Origin of the sequence: Pseudomonas sp. G(2018), assembly GCF_005502415.1 — a bacterium.
Lineage (GTDB): Bacteria > Pseudomonadota > Gammaproteobacteria > Pseudomonadales > Pseudomonadaceae > Aquipseudomonas.
This window is the reverse complement of the sequence record NZ_SCOO01000014.1, coordinates 25,009-42,508: the sequence shown is the minus strand read 5'-3', so window position 1 is coordinate 42,508 and position 17,500 is coordinate 25,009. Positions and strand designations below refer to the sequence as shown.

Genomic DNA, 17,500 nt, shown 5'->3' with positions numbered 1-17,500 from the left:
ATCTATTGATCCGCGGTCTGCATCCCCGCCCGGGTTGCCTTGCCCAGGGTATGGGAGAAGAAGCGCCCGGCTTCGGAAATCAGATTGCGATGAATGTCTTCACGGTCGACGCCATCGGCATCGGTGCACAGTGCCGGCATGATCACGATCTGTTCGTCGTTGCACGGCGCCATAAACACGAAGTGCCCTGCCCCGGCCAGTAATTTGAAGTCTGGCGCGACCGGCAGTTTGCGCGCCAGTGCGGCGGCGTTTTTGTCGAAGGGCACCAGTTTGTCGCCGTCACCGCTGTACAGCAGCACCGGCACATGCACGTCGGCCAGGGTATGACGGCCGAATTTGAGGCTCAGCGGCGCCATCAGCAACAACGCATGGACGCGCGGATCGGCCACCGGTTGCAAGTCATCACGGTCGACGATCAGCTCGCCCTGGGTATTACAGGCATCGCGGTCGTCCGGACGTTCCTGACAGTAACGGCGCAAGCGATCCAGGTCCGGTGTCGCGCCAGACAGTATCAACGCTGTCTCCCCTCCCGCCGAATAACCGATGACGCCAACCTGATCGGCATTGACGAACGGCGCCAGCATACGGTCGCCCAGCGTTGCGGTGATGGCTTCGGAAATCTGGATCGGCCGGCCGTAGAGGTTGCTCATGGTGCCGAGCCGACTATGGTCTTTAGAGTTGTCCCCCGGATGAATCACCGCCACCACCACGAACCCCTTGCGTGCCAGTGACGTGGCCAGGTCATGCAGGGCCAGCGGGGTTCCGGTGTTGCCGTGGGACAGCATCAGCATGGGGAAACGGCCCATGGCGACTTTGGTGTCTTCGCCGGCCTCGACCGTGTACCCCTCAAGCTGGCTGGCGTGCTCTTTTTCGCTGGAGGGATAGAACGCGATGGCGCGCATCGGTTGCAGATCGAGGGGATCGAGGAAACTCATCTCGTGGTAGCCGACGCTCCAGTGAGGATGCGGCGCCGGGGCGGCGTGCACTGAATTCAGGCTGCTGAACAGACACATCAGTAATGTTGCACAAAGACGCATCATGGGATGCCCCACCTTGTACCGAACCGGAGACGTTCACCCTCGGCTGCATAACCCGGGCCATACCCTTGAAATCATGCAACAGCCAGAAACAAAAAACTCTGTATCTGACCCTTGCGTGATCAGAATACAGAGTTTTTTGGGGATTGCCCGCGTCGTTTGACGTCTTTACGCAAGCCTTACGCGGCGGCGAACAGTTGCTCGCTGATTTGCGTGTGGGCGTCGCTCATGGCTTTGATACGCACTTCGTCACCGTATGCCAGGCCGTGGGCGCGGACGAATTCGATATCGGTGATGCCGAGGAAACCGAACATCACTTTCAAGTACTCTTCGTGGGCAACGCCGGTCGCCTGACCCGCATGCAGACCACCGGAAGTCGAAACGATCACTACTTTCTTGCCACCGCACAGGCCTTCAGGACCGGCTTCGGTGTAGCGGAAAGTCTGGCCGGCAACGGCGATGCGGTCGATCCAGGCTTTCAGTTGAGTCGGGATAGTGAAGTTGTACATCGGTGCTGCAATCACCACGGCATCGGCGGCGAGGAATTCGGCCAGGGTCGAGGCGCTCAGTTCGGCTTCGTGCTGTTGTGCGGCATCGCGCAGTTCAGCGGTCGTACCGGCGGCCACCAGGGTGGTCGAGGAGAAATGGCTGATGGCATCGGCGGCCAGGTCGCGGTAGGTCACCACGGCCGTTGGCTCGGCGGTTTGCCAGGCTTTCACAACTTCGCTGCTCAGCTGACGGGAAGCCGAGTTGTCACCAAGAATGCTCGAATCGATATGCAGCAGTTTCATGTGGGATCTCCAGGTGAGGATCGCCGCCAGGGCGATCTGATGGAGACAATCCTACAGACGAAACCAATAGCTGATTAGGCTGCATAAATGCGAAAGTTTGTCCTGCCGATAGAACAATCGAGGCTCACCTCAATACCGTTAAGCCCAAGAGGTTAGCTTATCCGTCACCTCTCCCCGCTGACTATTGAGCATCAAATCCCAGCGCAGCCACCCGTGGCATCCGAACAAAATCCCTGATTGCCGTCACGGAATGTTGATCCGGACATTCGCAGAAATAGTTGTACAAGAAAATTGACTTGTACAGCACACACCATATCCTTTAAAAACTGTACAAGGAACATCGAATTGTACAAGTAAAGAGAAAGGGGGGAGCTCCATGGTCGATCGCGCGCACACCGGAAAAACCAGGATCAGCGCCCCTTGCACGCGAACTGATTCATCCCGCATAGCGAGTGATCCGCGACCCGCCTCTGTTGTCGCCGCGGTCCCCTTGCGGTCCTTGAGTTTGCCTGAGGCCCGACGGGCAATGGAGACGCAACGTGTCTGACTTTCTGCGATGTTTCGCCCACGATTTCGCAGCGCTGAACGCCGGTAATCTGCACACGCTCAAGGCGTTGTACAGCCACGATGTGCGCTTCAGTGATCCGCTCCATGAGATCCAAGGCCTGACAGCGTTACAGGACTATTTCACAGAGCTATATGCCAACGTCAGCGAACTTGGCTTCACGTTTCACGGCTATGACCAGATGCAAGAAGGTGCCGGCTATCTGCGCTGGACCCTGCATTACCGTCATCCCCGTTTACGCCATGGCCAACTTATAGAGGTTGTTGGCTGTTCGTATCTGATGTGGCACGAGAAGGTGTATCAGCATCGCGACTATTTCGATGCAGGCGCCCTGCTCTACGAGCATCTGCCGTTAATGGGGACCGCCATTGGCTGGCTGAAAGGGAGATTGGCATGAAACGCATCTGGCTCACTGGAGCCAGCAGCGGCATTGGCGCCGCCCTGGCGGAGATTTTACTGACCCAAGGTCATTTCCTGGCCGTCAGTGCCCGCAATGTAAAGATCCTGGAAAGCTTGCACAGGAACTATCCGCAACAAGTACTGCTTCTGCCAGGTGACCTGACTGAGCCACGCGTGGTTCAGGCCATGGGTCAGCGAATCGGGCAAGTCTGGGGGCATCTGGATCAGGTCATCCTCAACGCGGGCACCTGCGAGTATTTGGATGCAGGCGTCTTTGAAGCCAACATGATTGAACGCGTGATGCGGGCCAATTTGTTTTCCACCGCTTACTGCGTGGAAGCGGCCCTACCGCTGTTGCGCAAGGCTCAGCGGCCTCATCTAGTGGCAGTGTGCAGTTCGGTGACCTACCTGCCGTTACCGCGCGCCGAAGCTTATGGCGCCTCCAAGGCGGCAATGCGTTACCTGTTTCAATCGTTACGCATCGACCTGGCACACGAGGGTATCGACGTCACTCTCGTCAGCCCGGGCTTCGTCGATACGCCACTCACACAACAGAACGACTTCCCGATGCCGATGCGTTGGCCGGTCGGTAAAGCCGCCGCCTACATCACCACCCGGTTGGAAAAACGGCCATTGGAAATCGCCTTTCCCGGTCCATTCATTGCTGCTCTTCGCGCATTAGCAATATTGCCTCAGCGCCTGCAACTGGCACTGGGCAAACGCATGGTGCGTCCGGTTAAAGAAAAATCCTCATGAAAATAGCCATCATCGGCAGCGGTATTTCCGGCCTGACCTGCGCCTACCTGCTCAACCGCCAGCAAGACGTCACTGTATTCGAGGCCAGTGACTGGATCGGTGGTCATAGCCATACGGTTGACGTCGAAGTAGAGGGCGAACGCTATGCCATCGATACTGGCTTTATCGTCTTCAACGACTGGACCTATCCCAACTTCATCCGCCTGCTGGATCAACTCGGCGTAGCCTCGCAACCCACCGAGATGAGCTTTTCGGTTCAGGATCCGCGTACCGGCATTGAATACAATGGCAGCAACCTCAACCAGGTGTTCGCCCAGCGGCGCAATCTGCTTTCACCTGGATTCTGGGGCATGTTGCGCGAGATTTTGCGCTTCAACAGCCAAGCCCTGCGTGACCTGGACGAACAGCGCATAACTGCTCACACCACGCTGGGTGCCTATCTGCGGGAAAACCGCTACGGCCAACGTTTTATCGAACACTACATAGTCCCTATGGGGTCGGCTATCTGGTCGATGTCACCGGGCGAGATGCAGCGCTTTCCGCTCCAGTTTTTCGTACGTTTCTGCAAAAATCACGGGCTCCTGTCCGTCACCAATCGGCCACAATGGCGTGTGGTCAGCGGCGGTTCGCGCAGTTACGTATCCGCCTTGAGTGCCGGCTTTGTCGAGCGTATCCGCCTCAACTGCCCGGTGTATCGGGTGGAGCGTGACTTGGGTGGGGTCACCCTGCACTGTGCGACAGGAAGCGAGCGCTTTGACAACGTAGTGTTCGCCTGCCACAGCGACCAGGCATTACGCCTGTTGGTCGCTCCCAGCCAAGCCGAACGGGAGATACTCGGCGCACTGCACTACGCCGAGAACGATGTGGTGCTGCACAGCGATACCCGTCTGTTGCCGAAAAGTCGCCGAGCATGGGCGAGCTGGAATTACCGCCTCGGTGACTCAGCCCAGCATCTGGCCGCTGTCACCTACAACATGAATATCCTGCAAGGGCTGCAGAGCAACACCACCTTCTGCGTCAGCCTGAACCAGACCACGGCCATTGAACCGAGCAAAATCCTCGACCGTTTCCGTTACGCCCACCCGCAATACAGCCAGGCAGGACTGGTTGCACAGGCACGATGGCAAGAATTACAAGGCGCCCAGAACAGCTATTACTGCGGCGCCTACTGGGCCAACGGTTTCCACGAGGACGGCGTGGTGAGTGCCTTGCGAGTGGCGGCCGCGTTCGGAGAACGACTGTGAACAGCGCGCTGTACCGCGGCTGGGTCAGCCACCGCCGGCTGCTGCCGCGCGCCCATGGGTTTCGCTACCGCATGGGTATGCTCTACCTGGATCTGGCGGAACAACAACAGGTGCTGGCCTTGTCCTGGCTGGCCGGACATTCGCGCTGGGCTGCCTTTGCCTTCCGCGAAACTGACTACCTGCCGCAGTCAACGCGTCAGGGCATGTCCCTGATCGATGCCGTGCGCCAGCGTGTGGAACAGGCCCTCGGGCACACGCCGCAGGGAAGAATCTGTCTGCTCACCCAGCCGCGCAGCTGGGGGCTGTCTTTCAATCCGATCAGCTTGTTTTATTGCTTTGAATCGGACGGCAGTCTGGCCGCCATTCTCTGCGAAGTCAGTAATACCCCTTGGCGAGAGCGTTACCACTACGTGCTGCCGACCAACGCCACCGGTGACTCACGCCACAGGGTCGCCAAGAGCTTTCACGTCTCGCCCTTCCTGCCTCGAGATCTGGAGTACCGCATGCGGTTTTCCGCTCCCGGCCAGGCACTGCACGTGACCATGCAGGATTGGCAAGGTGAGCAAAAAATATTTGAGGCGGGCCTGGGTCTGGAGCGTGTCGAACTGACGCGCCAAAGCCTGCATCGCCACCTTCTGGACTTTCCCTGGATGACCGGCAAGACCCTGCTCGGCATTTACTGGCAGGCCCTGCGTCTGCTGCTCAAGCGTCTGCCACTGTTTTCCCATAAAGCTGCCGTCGGTGAATATCGCACCGCGAATCTGGAGTCTCGCCATGACGAATCCTAGCTTGACCCCAATAACCTGTGGCTCTGCTGCCAACGGGATGGGCGCGCGCGTATTGAAGAAAGGCGTCTTGCGTCAACTGGCGCACCTGCGCCAGGGTCATTTGGTAATCATCGTCGACGGTGAGCCACTGAGTTTTGGCCAGCCTGGTGCAACGCCACATGGCGAAATCGAAGTGCACAATGCGGCACTCTGGCCAATGGTGGCGGTCAATGGCTCAATTGGCGCCGGCGAGGCTTACATCCACGGATACTGGAGCAGTCCTGATCTGACCGCCGTGATCCGCGTGTTCGTTGCCAATCTCGAAGTGCTGGATGGAATGGAGCGTGGCCTGGCACGTATACACCGTCCTTTGGTAAAAGCGCTGCATTGGCTCAACCGCAACACCCGCCAAGGCTCGCAACGCAACATTTCTGCGCATTACGATCTGGGCAACGCGCTGTTCGAACAACTGCTGGACCCCAGCATGATGTACTCCGCAGCCATGTTCCGCTCAAACAACGATAGCCTCGAACAAGCTCAAATGTACAAGCTGGAGCGCATCTGCCAAAAGCTCGATCTCAAACCCAGTGACCACCTGCTGGAGATCGGCACCGGTTGGGGCAGCATGGCCATTTATGCGGCCACCCGATACGGCTGCAAGGTCACGACCACCACGCTGTCGCGTGAGCAGTTCGCCTACACCCAGCGCCGGATCGAAGAGCAGTGCCTGCAAGGCCGCGTTACCCTGCTGTTGCAGGACTATCGTGACCTGACGGGCAAATACGACAAGCTGGTGTCGATCGAGATGATCGAGGCCGTCGGCCACCGCTTTCTGCCCACGTACTTCAAACAGTGTGCCCACCTGCTCAAGGAACACGGGCTTATGCTATTGCAGGCCATCACCATTCGAGACCAGCGCTACGAGCAGACGAAAAAAACAGTCGACTTCATCCAGCGCTACATCTTCCCGGGCGGTGCCTTGCCTTCGGTGAGTACCATGTTGCAGACCATCAGTCGCGACACCGACCTGAACCTTCATCACATGGAGGACTTCGGCCTTCATTACGCCCGTACCCTTCGCCTGTGGCATGACAATCTGCGACGTAGCCGGCACAACCTGGAAGCGTTGGGTTACGACCAGACGTTTTACCGCTTGTGGGAGTTTTACCTGTGCTACTGCGAGGGCGGCTTTCTGGAACGAAGCATCGGCACCGCGCACCTTTTACTCGCCAAACCCGGAGCACGGCCGCAGCCCTTCGGTCTGGAGGCGTGAACGTGCGAGGCCGGTCGTTGCTCAACGCAGGGCTTTTCCAGCTCGGCTGGTTCGCCTGCGTTTTGGGTGCGCAACGGCCGTGGCTATTGCTGATTGCAATAACTTGTCTGGCGATACACCTGCTTTGGATTTCAAAGAATCCTAATGAGTGGCGCTTCCTGTTATGGGTGGCCGCCTGCGGTTGGGTTCTGGACAGTGCTCTACTGCACCTCGGGGTATTTCAGTTTCCCGGTGCCACGCTTGTTTTACCCCTTTGGCTGGTAATACTTTGGCTTCTCTTCGCCAGCACTTTGCGTCACAGCCTGAGCTGGACAAAGCGTCCGTGGTGGATGGGCAGCCTACTGGGGGCGTTTGGCGGGCCTCTCTCTTACTGGGGCGGCGCCAGATTAGCGGACGTGGGCCTGCCGCTGGGTGTTTGGCCCAGTGTTCTGATACTCGCATTGATATGGGCGCTATTGATGCCGGCGTTGCACTGGATAGCCCTACAGTCTGCGCGTTGACTCAAGACTGCTTGCGAAAGAATAAGGTGATCTGGCCAACTTCCACTTCGAACTTGGTCATGAACGAGCGATTGATCATGGTGTTCTTGTCCATCAAGTACATCCAGTCGTCTAAATGAACCTCATACTCCTTGCCATCCACCGGCAACCTCAGCACATAGCGCCAGCGCAATGTATTCCCTGCAACCTCGCCATGCGCTTCGCCCACCACGTCGCCAGCGGTTCCACGCCATTGGCCAGGTCCGGCCGGGGTTAGCGTCCACACCCGTTTTTGCTGAGTACCGTCGCTGTATGTAAATGACTCGTCGAGGATCAACTGGTTACCGGCGGAGTGGCCATGGATCTCTACGTGGAAGCGTTTGGTGACCTCTCCTGAGCGCTTTTGAAACATGCCCCAGGCTTCTACCCGCCCCTCGAAGAACTCGCGCAAATCAAGCTTGGGCATTTCCTGGCTGTAGGTCTGCACATCCACCCGGCTACAACTTGCAAGGCTGATGCACAACGCCAAGATCCATATCCTCAACATGCGCTTTTCCTCTACGGTTTCAGGGTCTTGCGGCGCCCAGCAATTGGGCGCGCAACTGCGGGTTGCGGGTTCGGGGATCAAGCCAGATGGCAAAAAAAGCTTTGGCGAACGCATCATCCCTCACCACATGCCGTAGATTCTCGCCGACATAAAAACGTGCGCCCTCAGCGGGCAAATAGACACCAGTGATGCGATCACCGGCGCGCACATCGACAAACGCCTGCCGCATCTCCTGCTCCCAACGGGCCATCAACTCCGAATTCGGAGGAGTGGGCGACAGGCGTCTGATCTCCTTGATGCTGGCCTCGACCAGATCCTCGCGACTGATAGCGCGACGGTAGGTCAGCTCCAGCGCAAAAGGCATATTCACGCCGGTCGGATCGCCGACAATCAGGCGTGGGCTCCAGAATTGCGCGCTGTAGATGGAGAAACCGAATACGCGCAGCTCCCCGCTACCCACCCGACGAGCATCGGGTAAAGCCTCGCGCCAATCAGCAAACAGGTCTGCGCTCAGGAGCATCGGAACGAGACAGATAAGGTGGCGGAATAAGCGGTCCATCTGCAGGGTCATGCTAAGGCCTCGATAAGACTCAAGAGACGCCTTTAAAAGTTATACCTAATTATTAGTTTGTACAGCTTTTATCTCGAGACTGGCCCCGCTGTAAAACGCGCACACCAGAACCTCAGAGCTGAAGGGACCATTGCCCCCTCATCCTTTCACTATTTTTTCGAGGGGCTGCATCCAGTTCGTTCTCCAGCGAGTAGTACAGATGAGTAGCCATCGCTGCTCAGCTGAATGGATAACCTTTCTGGAGAGATTTGCATGAACGCGAAACAGTTCTCGAGCATTGTCAGCCTTTCACTCACCGTCACCTGTGTCCTGATCAAGGTATGGTTCAGGGCCTGCTGCGGATGTCTTCGCAGGGCTCTCCTGGCGTCGGCTTTGGCAAAGTCATCCACATTTGCACCTACCGCATGGCCGGATGCGCCTTCCCGGCTTTCTCACAAGCGACCCTGTCCGCTTCGGCGTTGGCGTCAAAATCCACGGCCAACTTATCGATCAGACCGCGGACCGAAGGCAGCAACCCCCTGCGAGACGGGAAGACCGCATGGATAAGCCCACTACGAAGTACGAACTCGGGCAGTACTTCCACTAAGAGCCCATCATGTATGGCATGGCGAACCATGATCTCAGGCATTTGCACGACCCCTACCCCCTGTATGGCGGCACGGTGCAGTGCATCAAGGTCCGAAGTAACAAATCTTGGCGCGTGGACGGCCTCGATCAGTTGATCTTTTGCGCCTAAAAAAGTCCACCTGTGCTCACGGTTGGGTGGACCAAGATCCATGCTCGGCAAACGTGCCAAATCCTTGGGTGTTTGCAGTGTCAGCCCTTCAATCAACGATGGCCGCGCCACCAGTTTCTGATGGCTGTCACCCAACACTCTCATCACCAGGTTGTCGTCTTCCAGTGGCGGAAAACGCACTCTCAGCGCGATGTCATACCCCTCACCCAGCACATCAACGCGGCGATTTGTACTATCGATATGCACCTGAACTTTAGGGTGCAGTACCATGAACTCCGCGATGATGTCACTGACCCCCATGGCACCCAAAGCCGGTGGGCAACTGATACGCACGATTCCCTGAGGCTCGGAGCGCGAATGCTCGACCACTTGTTCGGCTGCATCGGCTTCAACAAGCATCGCCACGCAATGGCGATAGTAATCCTGACCGATCTCTGTGACCGTGAACTTGCGGGTTGATCGCTGGATCAGGCGGACACCGAGCCGTTCTTCAAGCGAGGCAATGCGCCTGCTCAGTTTCGATTTCGGTATGTCGAGTTTTTTACTCGCACTTGTGAAACCGTTGTGGTCGACGACCTGAACAAAAAAGTACAAATCATTGAAATCGTACACGGAGCAATTTACTCGCAGTCTGGATACAGGGCGGAGTATCGCAGGTGATAGAACGTGTTTCACATACTCCGCCGGGAGAAACCGCTTGGAGGGTGTACAGAGGCTGCAGTAGGCCCTCTATCGGACTTGGCGCACGGATAGCGTGAGCATGATCGCTGGTGACTCGCCGCCCGCAATACGTGCCCGGCTCAACCATTTGATCGAAACATTCAATGCCCATGGAGACTATTTGTTATGAAGGCTGCACGCATGAGCGAAGCGCAGGTCGCGGCCTTTTGCCTAGCCTTGCCCGGTGCGCGGGAGGACTACAAGTGGGGCGGCGTGCGGGTGTTTTCGGTAGCCGGGACCAAGATGTTCGCCTTGCAGAACCTGCGTGGCGAATCCCTGGCGTTCAAGGTCGACAAGGATCTGTTTCTGGGTCACTGCGACCGTCCCGGCATTCATCCGGCGCCTTATCTGGCGCGGGCCCAGTGGATCATCATGGCAACGCCCTACCCGCTTGGCGCCGAGGAGTTGCAGGGCTTGTTGCGACGTTCCCATCAACTGGTGGTCGGCAAGTTGCCCAAGCGCACGCAGGTCGGGCTGCTGCTCTAGATCAACGAACAACCCACTGGGGTTGCTCACTGTCTTTCAGAACAATGCAAACAGATGCGCGCCGAGAAACAGCATGTCGATCCAGAACACCTGATGCAGCAGCACGATGAGCCAGAACACCAGTTGAAAGGAAACCTTGCGCGTCTTGTGCCGGAACACTTGCTGCGCCAGTAAGGCGCCCGGCCAGCCACCGGCGAACTCCAGCGCATGCAGCACGTTTTCCGGGGTACGCCAGTGATCGGCGCGCGCCTTGCGCTTGTCGCTCCAGTACAGCAAAAACGCCAGCACGCTGACGATGCCGTAGGCCGCCAGGGGGATTAGCGAACCCCCTTGCAGCCACATCGACATCGAACCGAAAAACGGCAACGCACACAGGATCGCGAACACCAGCAACTTCAACCGCAGATTACGGATCTCGCCGCCCGATGGGCGTCCGGAGTTGTTGCGCGCGCCCGAGTCACTCATGGCTTAACCGCGGTCCAGTCGACCCAGCCGAACTGCCAGGTGGCCAGGATGACCAGGCCGAATGCAATGCGGTACCAGGCAAATGCCGCATAGCTGTGGTTGGCGATGAACTTGAGCAAGCCCCTGACGGCGATCATCGCGAAGATGAACGCGGTGACGAAGCCGATGGCGAATACCGGGAAATCGGCTGGTACGAACAGTTTGTGGTACTTGTAGCCCGAGTACACGGCGGCACCCACCATGGTCGGCATCGCCAGGAAGAACGAAAACTCGGTGGCGGTCTTGCGCGACAGGCCGAACAACAAACCACCGATGATTGTGCACCCGGAGCGCGAGGTCCCCGGAATCATCGCCAGGCACTGGGCGAAGCCGACTTTCAGGGCATCTTTCCAGGTGATGTCATCCACTGTTTCAGCATGCACCTCATGCTGACGATTTTCCGCCCACAACATGACGATACCGCCCACCACCAACGCGGCGGCCACCGTGATCGGGTTGAACAGATAGTGATGGATCAGGTCGGCGAAGGTCACCCCCAGAATCACGGCGGGAAAGAAGGCAATCAGCAGGTTCGCGGTAAAGCGTCGTGCGCTGGGTTGCGTCGGCAAACCAATGACCACATCGAAAATCTTGCGGCGAAATTCCCACACCACCGCCAGGATCGCCCCCAGCTGGATAATGATGTTGAACGCCATGGCGCGCTCGCCACCAAAATTGAGCAGGTCGGCCACAATGATCTGGTGCCCGGTACTGGAAATGGGCAAAAACTCTGTCAGCCCTTCTACAACCCCAAGAATCAACGCCTGAAAGGCAGTCCAAAGATCCATCAATCCCCCAAAGGCTATGCGTCAACGCATGCCCCGTTAGTATTTTTCAAAGCGTTCAGCGTAGTTGAAAACCCGCGTGCACAAGATACCCGCAGGCCGGGGAAAATTCCGTGAAAAATCAATTTGTATTCAGGTTTTTCCGCGCGGGGCCGAAATCCTGTGAGAGAAGCCCGATTGGCGTTGCCGCGTTATCGGGCCGGACAGGATGCTGGCGATCACTTCTTACAAGAACAACCACAAAAACAAGAATCTGGAGCACCGCGTTATGAACAGCTTGCGCAATATGTCGATCAGTCGGCGTTTGTGGCTCATCTTGATCGTGGCCGTCGTGATGCTATTGGCATTGGGCGCCTTGATGCTCAAGCAGATTCACGAAGACCTCAATGAGGCCAAGGCGCAGAAAACCCAGCATGTGGTTCAAACCGCCAGCGGCATTCTCACCTACTACCATGGCCTGGAAACCGCCGGCACCCTCACCCGCGAGGCTGCGCAGAAACAGGCGCTGACCGCCGTTCGCGGACTGCGCTATGACCAGAACGATTACTTCTGGATCAATGACCTGACGCCGGTGATGGTCATGCACCCCGCCAACCCGAAACTCGATGGCCAGAACCTGTCGGCGATCCGCGACCCGGACGGCTTTGCGGTGTTCAACGAAATGGTCGCCGTCGCCAAGGCCAAAGGCGCCGGCATCATCAACTACCGCTGGCCAAAACCGGGTGCCAGCGACCCCGTGGAAAAAACCTCCTACGTCAAACTGTTCGAACCCTGGGGCTGGGTGATCGGCTCGGGCGTGTACATCGATGACATGCAAGCCGAGTTCTACGGCCAGGTCTGGGAAGCGTCGGCGATCGGCCTGGCCATCGCACTCATCATGGCGGCGCTGGTGATCGTGATTGCCCGCAGCATCGTCCGTCCGCTTCAGGAAACCGTGAACGCGATGGCCAATATCGCCAGCGGCGAAAGCGACCTGACCCGCAGCCTCGACACCCACGGCCAGGATGAAGTTACGCAATTGGCGCAGCACTTCAACGCCTTCACCACCAAACTGCGGCTGGTGATCGGTGAGTTGCAGGTGTCCGCCAGTGCCCTGGGGCAATCGTCCAGCGAACTGGGCAACGACGCCACCCAGGCCCAACAACGCAGCCAGCAACAATCGCAACAGATGGAACTGGTGGCCACCGCGATCAATGAAGTGACCTATGGCGTGCAGGATGTGGCGAAGAACGCCGAGCATGCCGCCAGCGAAATGCGCGATGCCGAAGCGCAGGCGCAACAAGGCCAGATCAACATCGACGGCAGTCTCAAGCAAATCGATACCCTCTCCTCCACCATCGATCAGGCCGTGGAAGTGATCCGCACACTGGCCAGCGAAAGCAACCAGATCGGCAGCGTCCTGGAAGTGATTCGCTCCATTGCCGAGCAAACCAATTTGCTGGCCCTCAACGCCGCGATCGAGGCGGCCCGGGCCGGCGAGCAAGGTCGCGGGTTCGCGGTGGTGGCCGATGAAGTGCGCCTGCTGGCCCAGCGTACCCAGAAGTCCACGGCAGAAATCCAGTCGATGATCGAACGCCTGCAAAGCCACTCCGAAGCGGCGGTCAAGGTGATCGGCGACAGCAGCCGGGCCTCGCAACTCACGATTGAACAGGCCGGTCTGGCCGGCGCCAGCCTGAATGCCATTGGCCAGGCATTGCGCAACCTCAACGGACTGAACGCATCGATCGCCAGCGCGACCTTGCAGCAGGCGCATGTGGTCGAGGACATCAACCAGAACGTCACGCAAGCAGCCGGACTCTCCCACAGCACCGCGCTGGCGGCTGAACAGTCCAGCGTGGCGAGCGTGCGGCTCAAGGACTTGAGTGAGCAGTTGAACGGGTTGCTCAGGCAGTTTCGGGTGTAATTCGTAGAGATCGCAGCCTGCGGCAACTCCTACAGGGTATGACGTACATCACGTAGGAGCTGCCGCAGGCTGCGATCTTTTGATCTTCAAGCCGGGTTACAATCCGCCCTCTCTCCGACTTCCCCCAAGGAACCTGCATGTCCGGGCTTGAACTGTTTGCCGCCACTCTCGGTGTCATTGCCGTCTGGTTGACGGTCAAGCAGAACCCCTGGTGCTGGCCGATCGGCCTGGTCATGGTGCTTATCTATAGCTGGATCTTTTTCGAAGTGAAGCTGTATTCCGACATGCTGCTGCAAGTGATCTATGCCGGCCTGCAGATCTACGGCTGGTGGCAATGGACCCATGCCGGCGATGCGCGGCATGGGCGCGAGGTTAGCTGGCTCGACGGTCGATCCGTGGTGTTCGGCCTGATCGTCGGCGCAATTGGCAGCCTGCTGTTGGGCGCCGCCATGGCCCACTGGACCGACGCCGCCCAACCCTGGCTCGATGCGGCGCTCACGGGTTTCAGCCTGGTGGCGCAATTGTGGATGGCGCAAAAACGCGTGCAGTGCTGGCCGCTGTGGATCGTCCTCGATGTGATCTTCGTCGGGTTGTTCGTCTACAAAGCGCTGTACCTGACGGCCGTTTTGTATGGATTGTTCCTGTTGCTGGCCGTACAGGGCTGGCGTGAATGGCGTGCGGCCCCGGCGTTGCGCACATGAAAGTCCTGGTACTCACAGGTCCGGAATCCAGCGGTAAAAGCTGGCTTTCGAACGAGATTCACGCCAATTTTGGCGGCATATTGGTCAATGAATACGTTAGGCACTTCATCGACAGCAAAGCACGCGAAACCCGCTATGATGACATTGGGTCAATAGCACATGGCCAGCTGACTTGGGAGGATGAAGCTCGCGCCAAACAGCCATCACTGCTGATTCTTGATACGCACCTCTTGAGCAATATCCTTTGGAGCCGCACGTTGTTTGGCGATTGTCCGAAGTGGATCGAGCAAGCATTGCTGGCACGGCATTACGACCTGCATTTGCTGCTGAGCCCTGAAAACGTGGCCTGGCATGACGACGGGCAACGTTGCCAGCCGCAACTGGCAGAACGTCAGGCGTTTTTCCAGGCCAGTCGCCAATGGCTTGACCAACATCGCCAGCCTTATCAGGTATTGCTAGGTGATTGGCAACAGCGCCAGGACGCGGCATTAGAGGCAGTGACACGCTTGCTCAAGACCTGACAGGGCTACCCGCCCTGCCGTACCGTCCATTCCTGAAACACTCCTCCTGCGCAAACCCTCGTGCTAAAGCCTTCCGGGTAATTCAACAAGAAATGTTAAGCCATTGATACAACCTGCCTTCAGCGCCCGTAGCGAGCTATGGCGCCGGCGGAGACGGCGTTCTAGAGCGGTTCTGTCTCAGGGGCTTTACATTTTTTTTTGACTACTTCGACAATTAAAGTCAACCCACTGTTTTCAATAGAAAAACAAAAAACGGCACACCTTCTGCTCTATATCTCGCACCGCTGATAAGGGCCAGCGTTGCACTCACAGAAGGAATTGCCGCCGTGGGGAAACTCAATAATAAAAGCTTCTATAGCCTCCTGCTGATCGGATGTGCACTGGGTTCAAGTGTCTGCGTGCCTGTACAGGCCGACAACGGCATTATTGTGATCACCCGTGATGTCCAAACGCGCATGGCAACCCGTGCGCCGGTGATTCCCGACCCCAACCCCACCACCGTCAACGCCAACCCGTCGCAACAGATCCTCAAACAAACGAACGAGTTGAACGACGGCGACTTTGCAAGCGTCACCAGTGGCACAGGCATCTCCGGCCTGATCAATCAGGGCACCGGCAATCTTGGCGGCAACATCAGCAACCAGACCCAGCTTTCCAACCTCCCCGCCGGACGTTCGGGCAACTCCGGCAGCGGTATCGCCAACATGGTCAATTCAAGCGTCCAGCGAGGACTGGGTGCGCTGAATATCATGACGGGAGACCGTTAAGATGAATCGTACGCTGCTGATTGTCGCCATGTTTTGCAGTGCTTCGACCTTTGCCCAGTCTCCCGTCATCAATAACGCCGAAATCGACGGTTCGGGCATGCAGTATCAGGGCAACCTCGCCGTCAACCAGGCGGCGGGCGATCTGCAACAACAAGCCAACGCCCGGGCCTTCGCCAATGGCTACCATGCCAGTGCCAGCACCCAGATCCGCCAACGGTTGCGTACGGTGGTCGACCCCAATATGGAAGCTCGATCGAGCATCCAGGGCGCCTCCTTCAGCCATGGCAACGGCGCACTGGGCGTTAACCAGAGCTCGGGTGCGAGTAACCAGCAAGCCAACGCACTGCGCATCAGCATCAGTACCCAGCCGCAAAGTATCGACGACAGCGTCCTCATGCAACAGAACGTGGCGCTGCTCAACAACTCCGATCCAACTGACTCCACACCCGGCTATCGCCAGGTCACTACCAGTGACCAGGCTTTCACCGGTAGCCGTGGGGTGATTCAGTTGAATCAGAGCGCCGGGGTGGGAAACCGAATGGCCAACACCCTAAGCGTACGGGTCGTGGATTGACCCAAACAGGTAGGAAACAACACTTAACCTAAAATAAGTACGGAGAATCACCATGAAACCTTCGATGGCACTCAAGCCTCTGGTTTTCGCAATTGCTGCGGTCATGGCTGTTGCTGTACAAGCTGGGCAAAACGATAGGGACCGTGGCCATGGCCACCACAATGGCCATCATAACGGTGGCCACCACACCCCTCCTCCAACCAAGATCCCTGTCTATGCGACTGCCAATGCCTGGGATAAGCAAAGCAGTACCAACAACCGCATCTACAACGAAGGGGTTGAGAACAGCGCTGAAATGAGCAGCTCTGCCGATGGCGCCAGCGGCAACGTCGGCGTCAACGTGGCAGCAGGCGCAGGCAACCAGCAAGACAACGCGGCCGCCATTGCAAACGCCGGCGCCGACTCCAGTCTGGATAACAGCTTCGTGTTCGGCAATGCGTCCGCCACCGCCAGCGTCCGGCAATACAGCAACAACAACAAGGTGATCAACTACGGCGTAACAAACTCTGCCACGATGAGCGGATCGGGTAATAACGGCAGCGGCAACATGGGGATCAACATTGCTGGCGGCGATTTGAACCAGCAGAAAAACACCATGGCAATTGCCAACTCCAATGCCCCACTGGGCAGCGCAACCGCCACCGCCTCTGCCGATCAAAACGGTCCTGGACTGGTCGTGAACAACTCCGCGGATCGGACGTACCGCGTGGATACGATTACAGTTACCAAAACGGCCAGCGGCAGTTTCTCTAAAGATAAGTCATCCGAGTTGCACATTGATAAGAGCAAATCTTCGAGCTTTGAAGTGAGCGGCTCTAAGAGCTTTGATGCAAGTGGTTCCAAAAGCGTTGATGTGAGCGGTTCTAAGAGCAGTAGTGCGAGCGGCTCTTCGAGTGCTTCTTTGAGCGCTACTTTGGACGCCGATTTCGATGCATCCAAGACCGTTTCCTGGGATCATGGCCGCTACCACGAGGGCAGTCGCACTAATTCTGTCGACGCATCGCTTAGCGCATCGCTCGACATAACGGTCGACAAATCGTTCGAAAAATCGCGCGACTCCTCGTTCGAAAAATCGTTCGATAAATCCTGGGAGAAATCGTTCGACTCCTCGTTCGAAAAATCGGGCAGCAAATCGTCCGAATCTTCGTTCGACAAATCGAAAAGCTACAGTGAGAGCAGTTCATTTGATTTGAGCAACTCCTATTCCTATCAAGTGCTGACTCCTACTGGCTGGGCAAACCCTGTGACCAACACTGCAACCCTGAGCGGTTCGGTGAATGGCGGCAGTGGCAACCTGGGCGTCAACGTAGCGGCTGGTGTGGGTAACCAACAAAGCAACTCGCTGGCCATCTCCAACACCTCGTTCTAATGCTG

20 protein-coding genes and 1 pseudogene are annotated in these 17,500 nt (G+C 57.5%); 14 read left to right on the top strand and 7 right to left on the bottom strand.

The genetic code is table 11. From position 1 onward, the window contains the following. Positions 1-2 precede the first annotated feature (2 nt). Positions 3-1,040, bottom strand: coding sequence for a dienelactone hydrolase (locus tag FFS64_RS15585; protein WP_137806120.1), 1,038 nt, complete (start codon positions 1,038-1,040; stop codon positions 3-5). Positions 1,041-1,216: 176 nt separating this feature from the next. Beyond that, positions 1,217-1,828, bottom strand: coding sequence for an FMN-dependent NADH-azoreductase (locus tag FFS64_RS15580; RefSeq protein ID WP_095194183.1), 612 nt, complete (start codon positions 1,826-1,828; stop codon positions 1,217-1,219). Between the two features lie 539 nt (positions 1,829-2,367). Here FFS64_RS15580 and FFS64_RS15570 point away from each other — a divergent pair. From FFS64_RS15570 to FFS64_RS15545, 6 genes are read left to right on the top strand one after another with little or no spacing between them, the layout of a single operon-like run. Beyond that, positions 2,368-2,790: a nuclear transport factor 2 family protein gene (locus FFS64_RS15570; RefSeq protein ID WP_137806118.1), complete on the top strand. Its 423-nt coding sequence runs from the start codon at positions 2,368-2,370 to the stop codon at positions 2,788-2,790. Next, entirely contained in the window at positions 2,787-3,548 is a 762-nt protein-coding gene (locus FFS64_RS15565; protein WP_137806117.1) for an SDR family oxidoreductase, read from the top strand. The genes FFS64_RS15570 and FFS64_RS15565 overlap by 4 nt, the downstream gene beginning before the upstream one ends. Then, complete coding sequence (locus FFS64_RS15560; protein ID WP_137806116.1) at positions 3,545-4,792, top strand: NAD(P)/FAD-dependent oxidoreductase; 1,248 nt, start codon at positions 3,545-3,547, stop codon at positions 4,790-4,792. Before FFS64_RS15565 ends, FFS64_RS15560 begins: the two co-directional genes overlap by 4 nt. Further along, positions 4,789-5,580, top strand: a complete 792-nt coding sequence (locus FFS64_RS15555; protein ID WP_137806115.1) for a DUF1365 domain-containing protein — start codon at positions 4,789-4,791, stop codon at positions 5,578-5,580. The genes FFS64_RS15560 and FFS64_RS15555 overlap by 4 nt, the downstream gene beginning before the upstream one ends. Then, the gene (locus FFS64_RS15550; protein ID WP_137806114.1) at positions 5,567-6,832 is read left to right on the top strand and encodes a cyclopropane-fatty-acyl-phospholipid synthase family protein; all 1,266 of its coding nucleotides are present in this window, start codon (positions 5,567-5,569) and stop codon (positions 6,830-6,832) included. The genes FFS64_RS15555 and FFS64_RS15550 overlap by 14 nt, the downstream gene beginning before the upstream one ends. A gap of 2 nt (positions 6,833-6,834) precedes the next feature. Next, the gene (locus FFS64_RS15545) at positions 6,835-7,332 is read left to right on the top strand and encodes a DUF2878 domain-containing protein (protein WP_137806178.1); all 498 of its coding nucleotides are present in this window, start codon (positions 6,835-6,837) and stop codon (positions 7,330-7,332) included. A gap of 1 nt (position 7,333) precedes the next feature. Here FFS64_RS15545 and FFS64_RS15540 read toward each other — a convergent pair whose 3' ends face one another. The 3 genes from FFS64_RS15540 to FFS64_RS15530 all read right to left on the bottom strand — a co-directional run bounded on the left by FFS64_RS15540 (position 7,334) and on the right by FFS64_RS15530 (position 9,777). Further along, positions 7,334-7,858 carry a DUF3833 domain-containing protein gene (locus tag FFS64_RS15540; protein ID WP_137806113.1) on the bottom strand — a complete coding sequence of 175 codons (525 nt, stop codon included), beginning with the start codon at positions 7,856-7,858 and terminating at the stop codon, positions 7,334-7,336. A 19-nt stretch (positions 7,859-7,877) separates the two neighbouring features. Beyond that, positions 7,878-8,429 carry a chalcone isomerase family protein gene (locus FFS64_RS15535; RefSeq protein WP_137806112.1) on the bottom strand — a complete coding sequence of 184 codons (552 nt, stop codon included), beginning with the start codon at positions 8,427-8,429 and terminating at the stop codon, positions 7,878-7,880. 397 nt (positions 8,430-8,826) lie between these two features. Next, complete coding sequence (locus FFS64_RS15530) at positions 8,827-9,777, bottom strand: LysR substrate-binding domain-containing protein (RefSeq protein ID WP_137806111.1); 951 nt, start codon at positions 9,775-9,777, stop codon at positions 8,827-8,829. A 234-nt stretch (positions 9,778-10,011) separates the two neighbouring features. Between FFS64_RS15530 and FFS64_RS15525 the strand changes: the two genes are divergently transcribed. Then, positions 10,012-10,371: an MmcQ/YjbR family DNA-binding protein gene (locus FFS64_RS15525; RefSeq protein WP_137806110.1), complete on the top strand. Its 360-nt coding sequence runs from the start codon at positions 10,012-10,014 to the stop codon at positions 10,369-10,371. A gap of 36 nt (positions 10,372-10,407) precedes the next feature. On the opposite strand, the gene FFS64_RS15520 is transcribed toward FFS64_RS15525, so the two are convergent. After that, positions 10,408-10,836, bottom strand: coding sequence for a DUF1294 domain-containing protein (locus tag FFS64_RS15520; RefSeq protein WP_137806109.1), 429 nt, complete (start codon positions 10,834-10,836; stop codon positions 10,408-10,410). Then, complete coding sequence (locus FFS64_RS15515) at positions 10,833-11,663, bottom strand: undecaprenyl-diphosphate phosphatase (RefSeq protein WP_137806108.1); 831 nt, start codon at positions 11,661-11,663, stop codon at positions 10,833-10,835. The genes FFS64_RS15520 and FFS64_RS15515 overlap by 4 nt, the downstream gene beginning before the upstream one ends. Positions 11,664-11,868: 205 nt before the next feature. Between FFS64_RS15515 and FFS64_RS32215 the strand changes: the two are divergent. The 7 genes and pseudogenes from FFS64_RS32215 to FFS64_RS15485 form a co-directional block, all read left to right on the top strand. Next, positions 11,869-12,657: pseudogene (locus tag FFS64_RS32215) on the top strand (cache domain-containing protein); the annotation flags it as partial. A 171-nt stretch (positions 12,658-12,828) separates the two neighbouring features. Beyond that, a complete protein-coding gene (locus FFS64_RS32210) occupies positions 12,829-13,563 on the top strand; it encodes a methyl-accepting chemotaxis protein (RefSeq protein WP_371917519.1) in 735 nt (244 codons plus the stop codon). Between the two features lie 137 nt (positions 13,564-13,700). After that, a complete protein-coding gene (gene pnuC, locus FFS64_RS15505; protein WP_137806106.1) occupies positions 13,701-14,264 on the top strand; it encodes a nicotinamide riboside transporter PnuC in 564 nt (187 codons plus the stop codon). After that, positions 14,261-14,785, top strand: a complete 525-nt coding sequence (locus tag FFS64_RS15500) for an AAA family ATPase (RefSeq protein ID WP_137806105.1) — start codon at positions 14,261-14,263, stop codon at positions 14,783-14,785. The genes pnuC and FFS64_RS15500 overlap by 4 nt, the downstream gene beginning before the upstream one ends. A gap of 326 nt (positions 14,786-15,111) precedes the next feature. Further along, positions 15,112-15,552 (top strand): hypothetical protein, encoded by a 441-nt coding sequence (locus tag FFS64_RS15495; RefSeq protein ID WP_137806104.1) that lies wholly within the window; start codon positions 15,112-15,114, stop codon positions 15,550-15,552. Position 15,553: 1 nt separating this feature from the next. Further along, the gene (locus tag FFS64_RS15490) at positions 15,554-16,126 is read left to right on the top strand and encodes an adhesin (RefSeq protein WP_137806103.1); all 573 of its coding nucleotides are present in this window, start codon (positions 15,554-15,556) and stop codon (positions 16,124-16,126) included. A 52-nt stretch (positions 16,127-16,178) separates the two neighbouring features. Further along, a complete protein-coding gene (locus tag FFS64_RS15485) occupies positions 16,179-17,495 on the top strand; it encodes a heme utilization protein (protein ID WP_137806102.1) in 1,317 nt (438 codons plus the stop codon). The last annotated feature ends 5 nt before the right edge of the window (positions 17,496-17,500 follow it).

Excerpts from the sequence above, each read along its gene's own strand:
- FFS64_RS15585 (WP_137806120.1), bottom strand. The coding sequence starts at position 1,040 with ATGATGCGTCTTTGTGCAACATTACTGATGTGTCTGTTCAGCAGCCTG.
- FFS64_RS15580 (WP_095194183.1), bottom strand. The coding sequence starts at position 1,828 with ATGAAACTGCTGCATATCGATTCGAGCATTCTTGGTGACAACTCGGCT.
- FFS64_RS15565 (WP_137806117.1), top strand. The coding sequence starts at position 2,787 with ATGAAACGCATCTGGCTCACTGGAGCCAGCAGCGGCATTGGCGCCGCC.
- FFS64_RS15560 (WP_137806116.1), top strand. The coding sequence starts at position 3,545 with ATGAAAATAGCCATCATCGGCAGCGGTATTTCCGGCCTGACCTGCGCC.
- FFS64_RS15550 (WP_137806114.1), top strand. The coding sequence starts at position 5,567 with ATGACGAATCCTAGCTTGACCCCAATAACCTGTGGCTCTGCTGCCAAC.
- FFS64_RS15540 (WP_137806113.1), bottom strand. The coding sequence starts at position 7,858 with ATGTTGAGGATATGGATCTTGGCGTTGTGCATCAGCCTTGCAAGTTGT.
- FFS64_RS15535 (WP_137806112.1), bottom strand. The coding sequence starts at position 8,429 with ATGACCCTGCAGATGGACCGCTTATTCCGCCACCTTATCTGTCTCGTT.
- FFS64_RS15525 (WP_137806110.1), top strand. The coding sequence starts at position 10,012 with ATGAAGGCTGCACGCATGAGCGAAGCGCAGGTCGCGGCCTTTTGCCTA.
- FFS64_RS15520 (WP_137806109.1), bottom strand. The coding sequence starts at position 10,836 with ATGAGTGACTCGGGCGCGCGCAACAACTCCGGACGCCCATCGGGCGGC.
- FFS64_RS15515 (WP_137806108.1), bottom strand. The coding sequence starts at position 11,663 with ATGGATCTTTGGACTGCCTTTCAGGCGTTGATTCTTGGGGTTGTAGAA.
- FFS64_RS32210 (WP_371917519.1), top strand. The coding sequence starts at position 12,829 with ATGGAACTGGTGGCCACCGCGATCAATGAAGTGACCTATGGCGTGCAG.
- pnuC (WP_137806106.1), top strand. The coding sequence starts at position 13,701 with ATGTCCGGGCTTGAACTGTTTGCCGCCACTCTCGGTGTCATTGCCGTC.
- FFS64_RS15500 (WP_137806105.1), top strand. The coding sequence starts at position 14,261 with ATGAAAGTCCTGGTACTCACAGGTCCGGAATCCAGCGGTAAAAGCTGG.
- FFS64_RS15490 (WP_137806103.1), top strand. The coding sequence starts at position 15,554 with ATGAATCGTACGCTGCTGATTGTCGCCATGTTTTGCAGTGCTTCGACC.
- FFS64_RS15485 (WP_137806102.1), top strand. The coding sequence starts at position 16,179 with ATGAAACCTTCGATGGCACTCAAGCCTCTGGTTTTCGCAATTGCTGCG.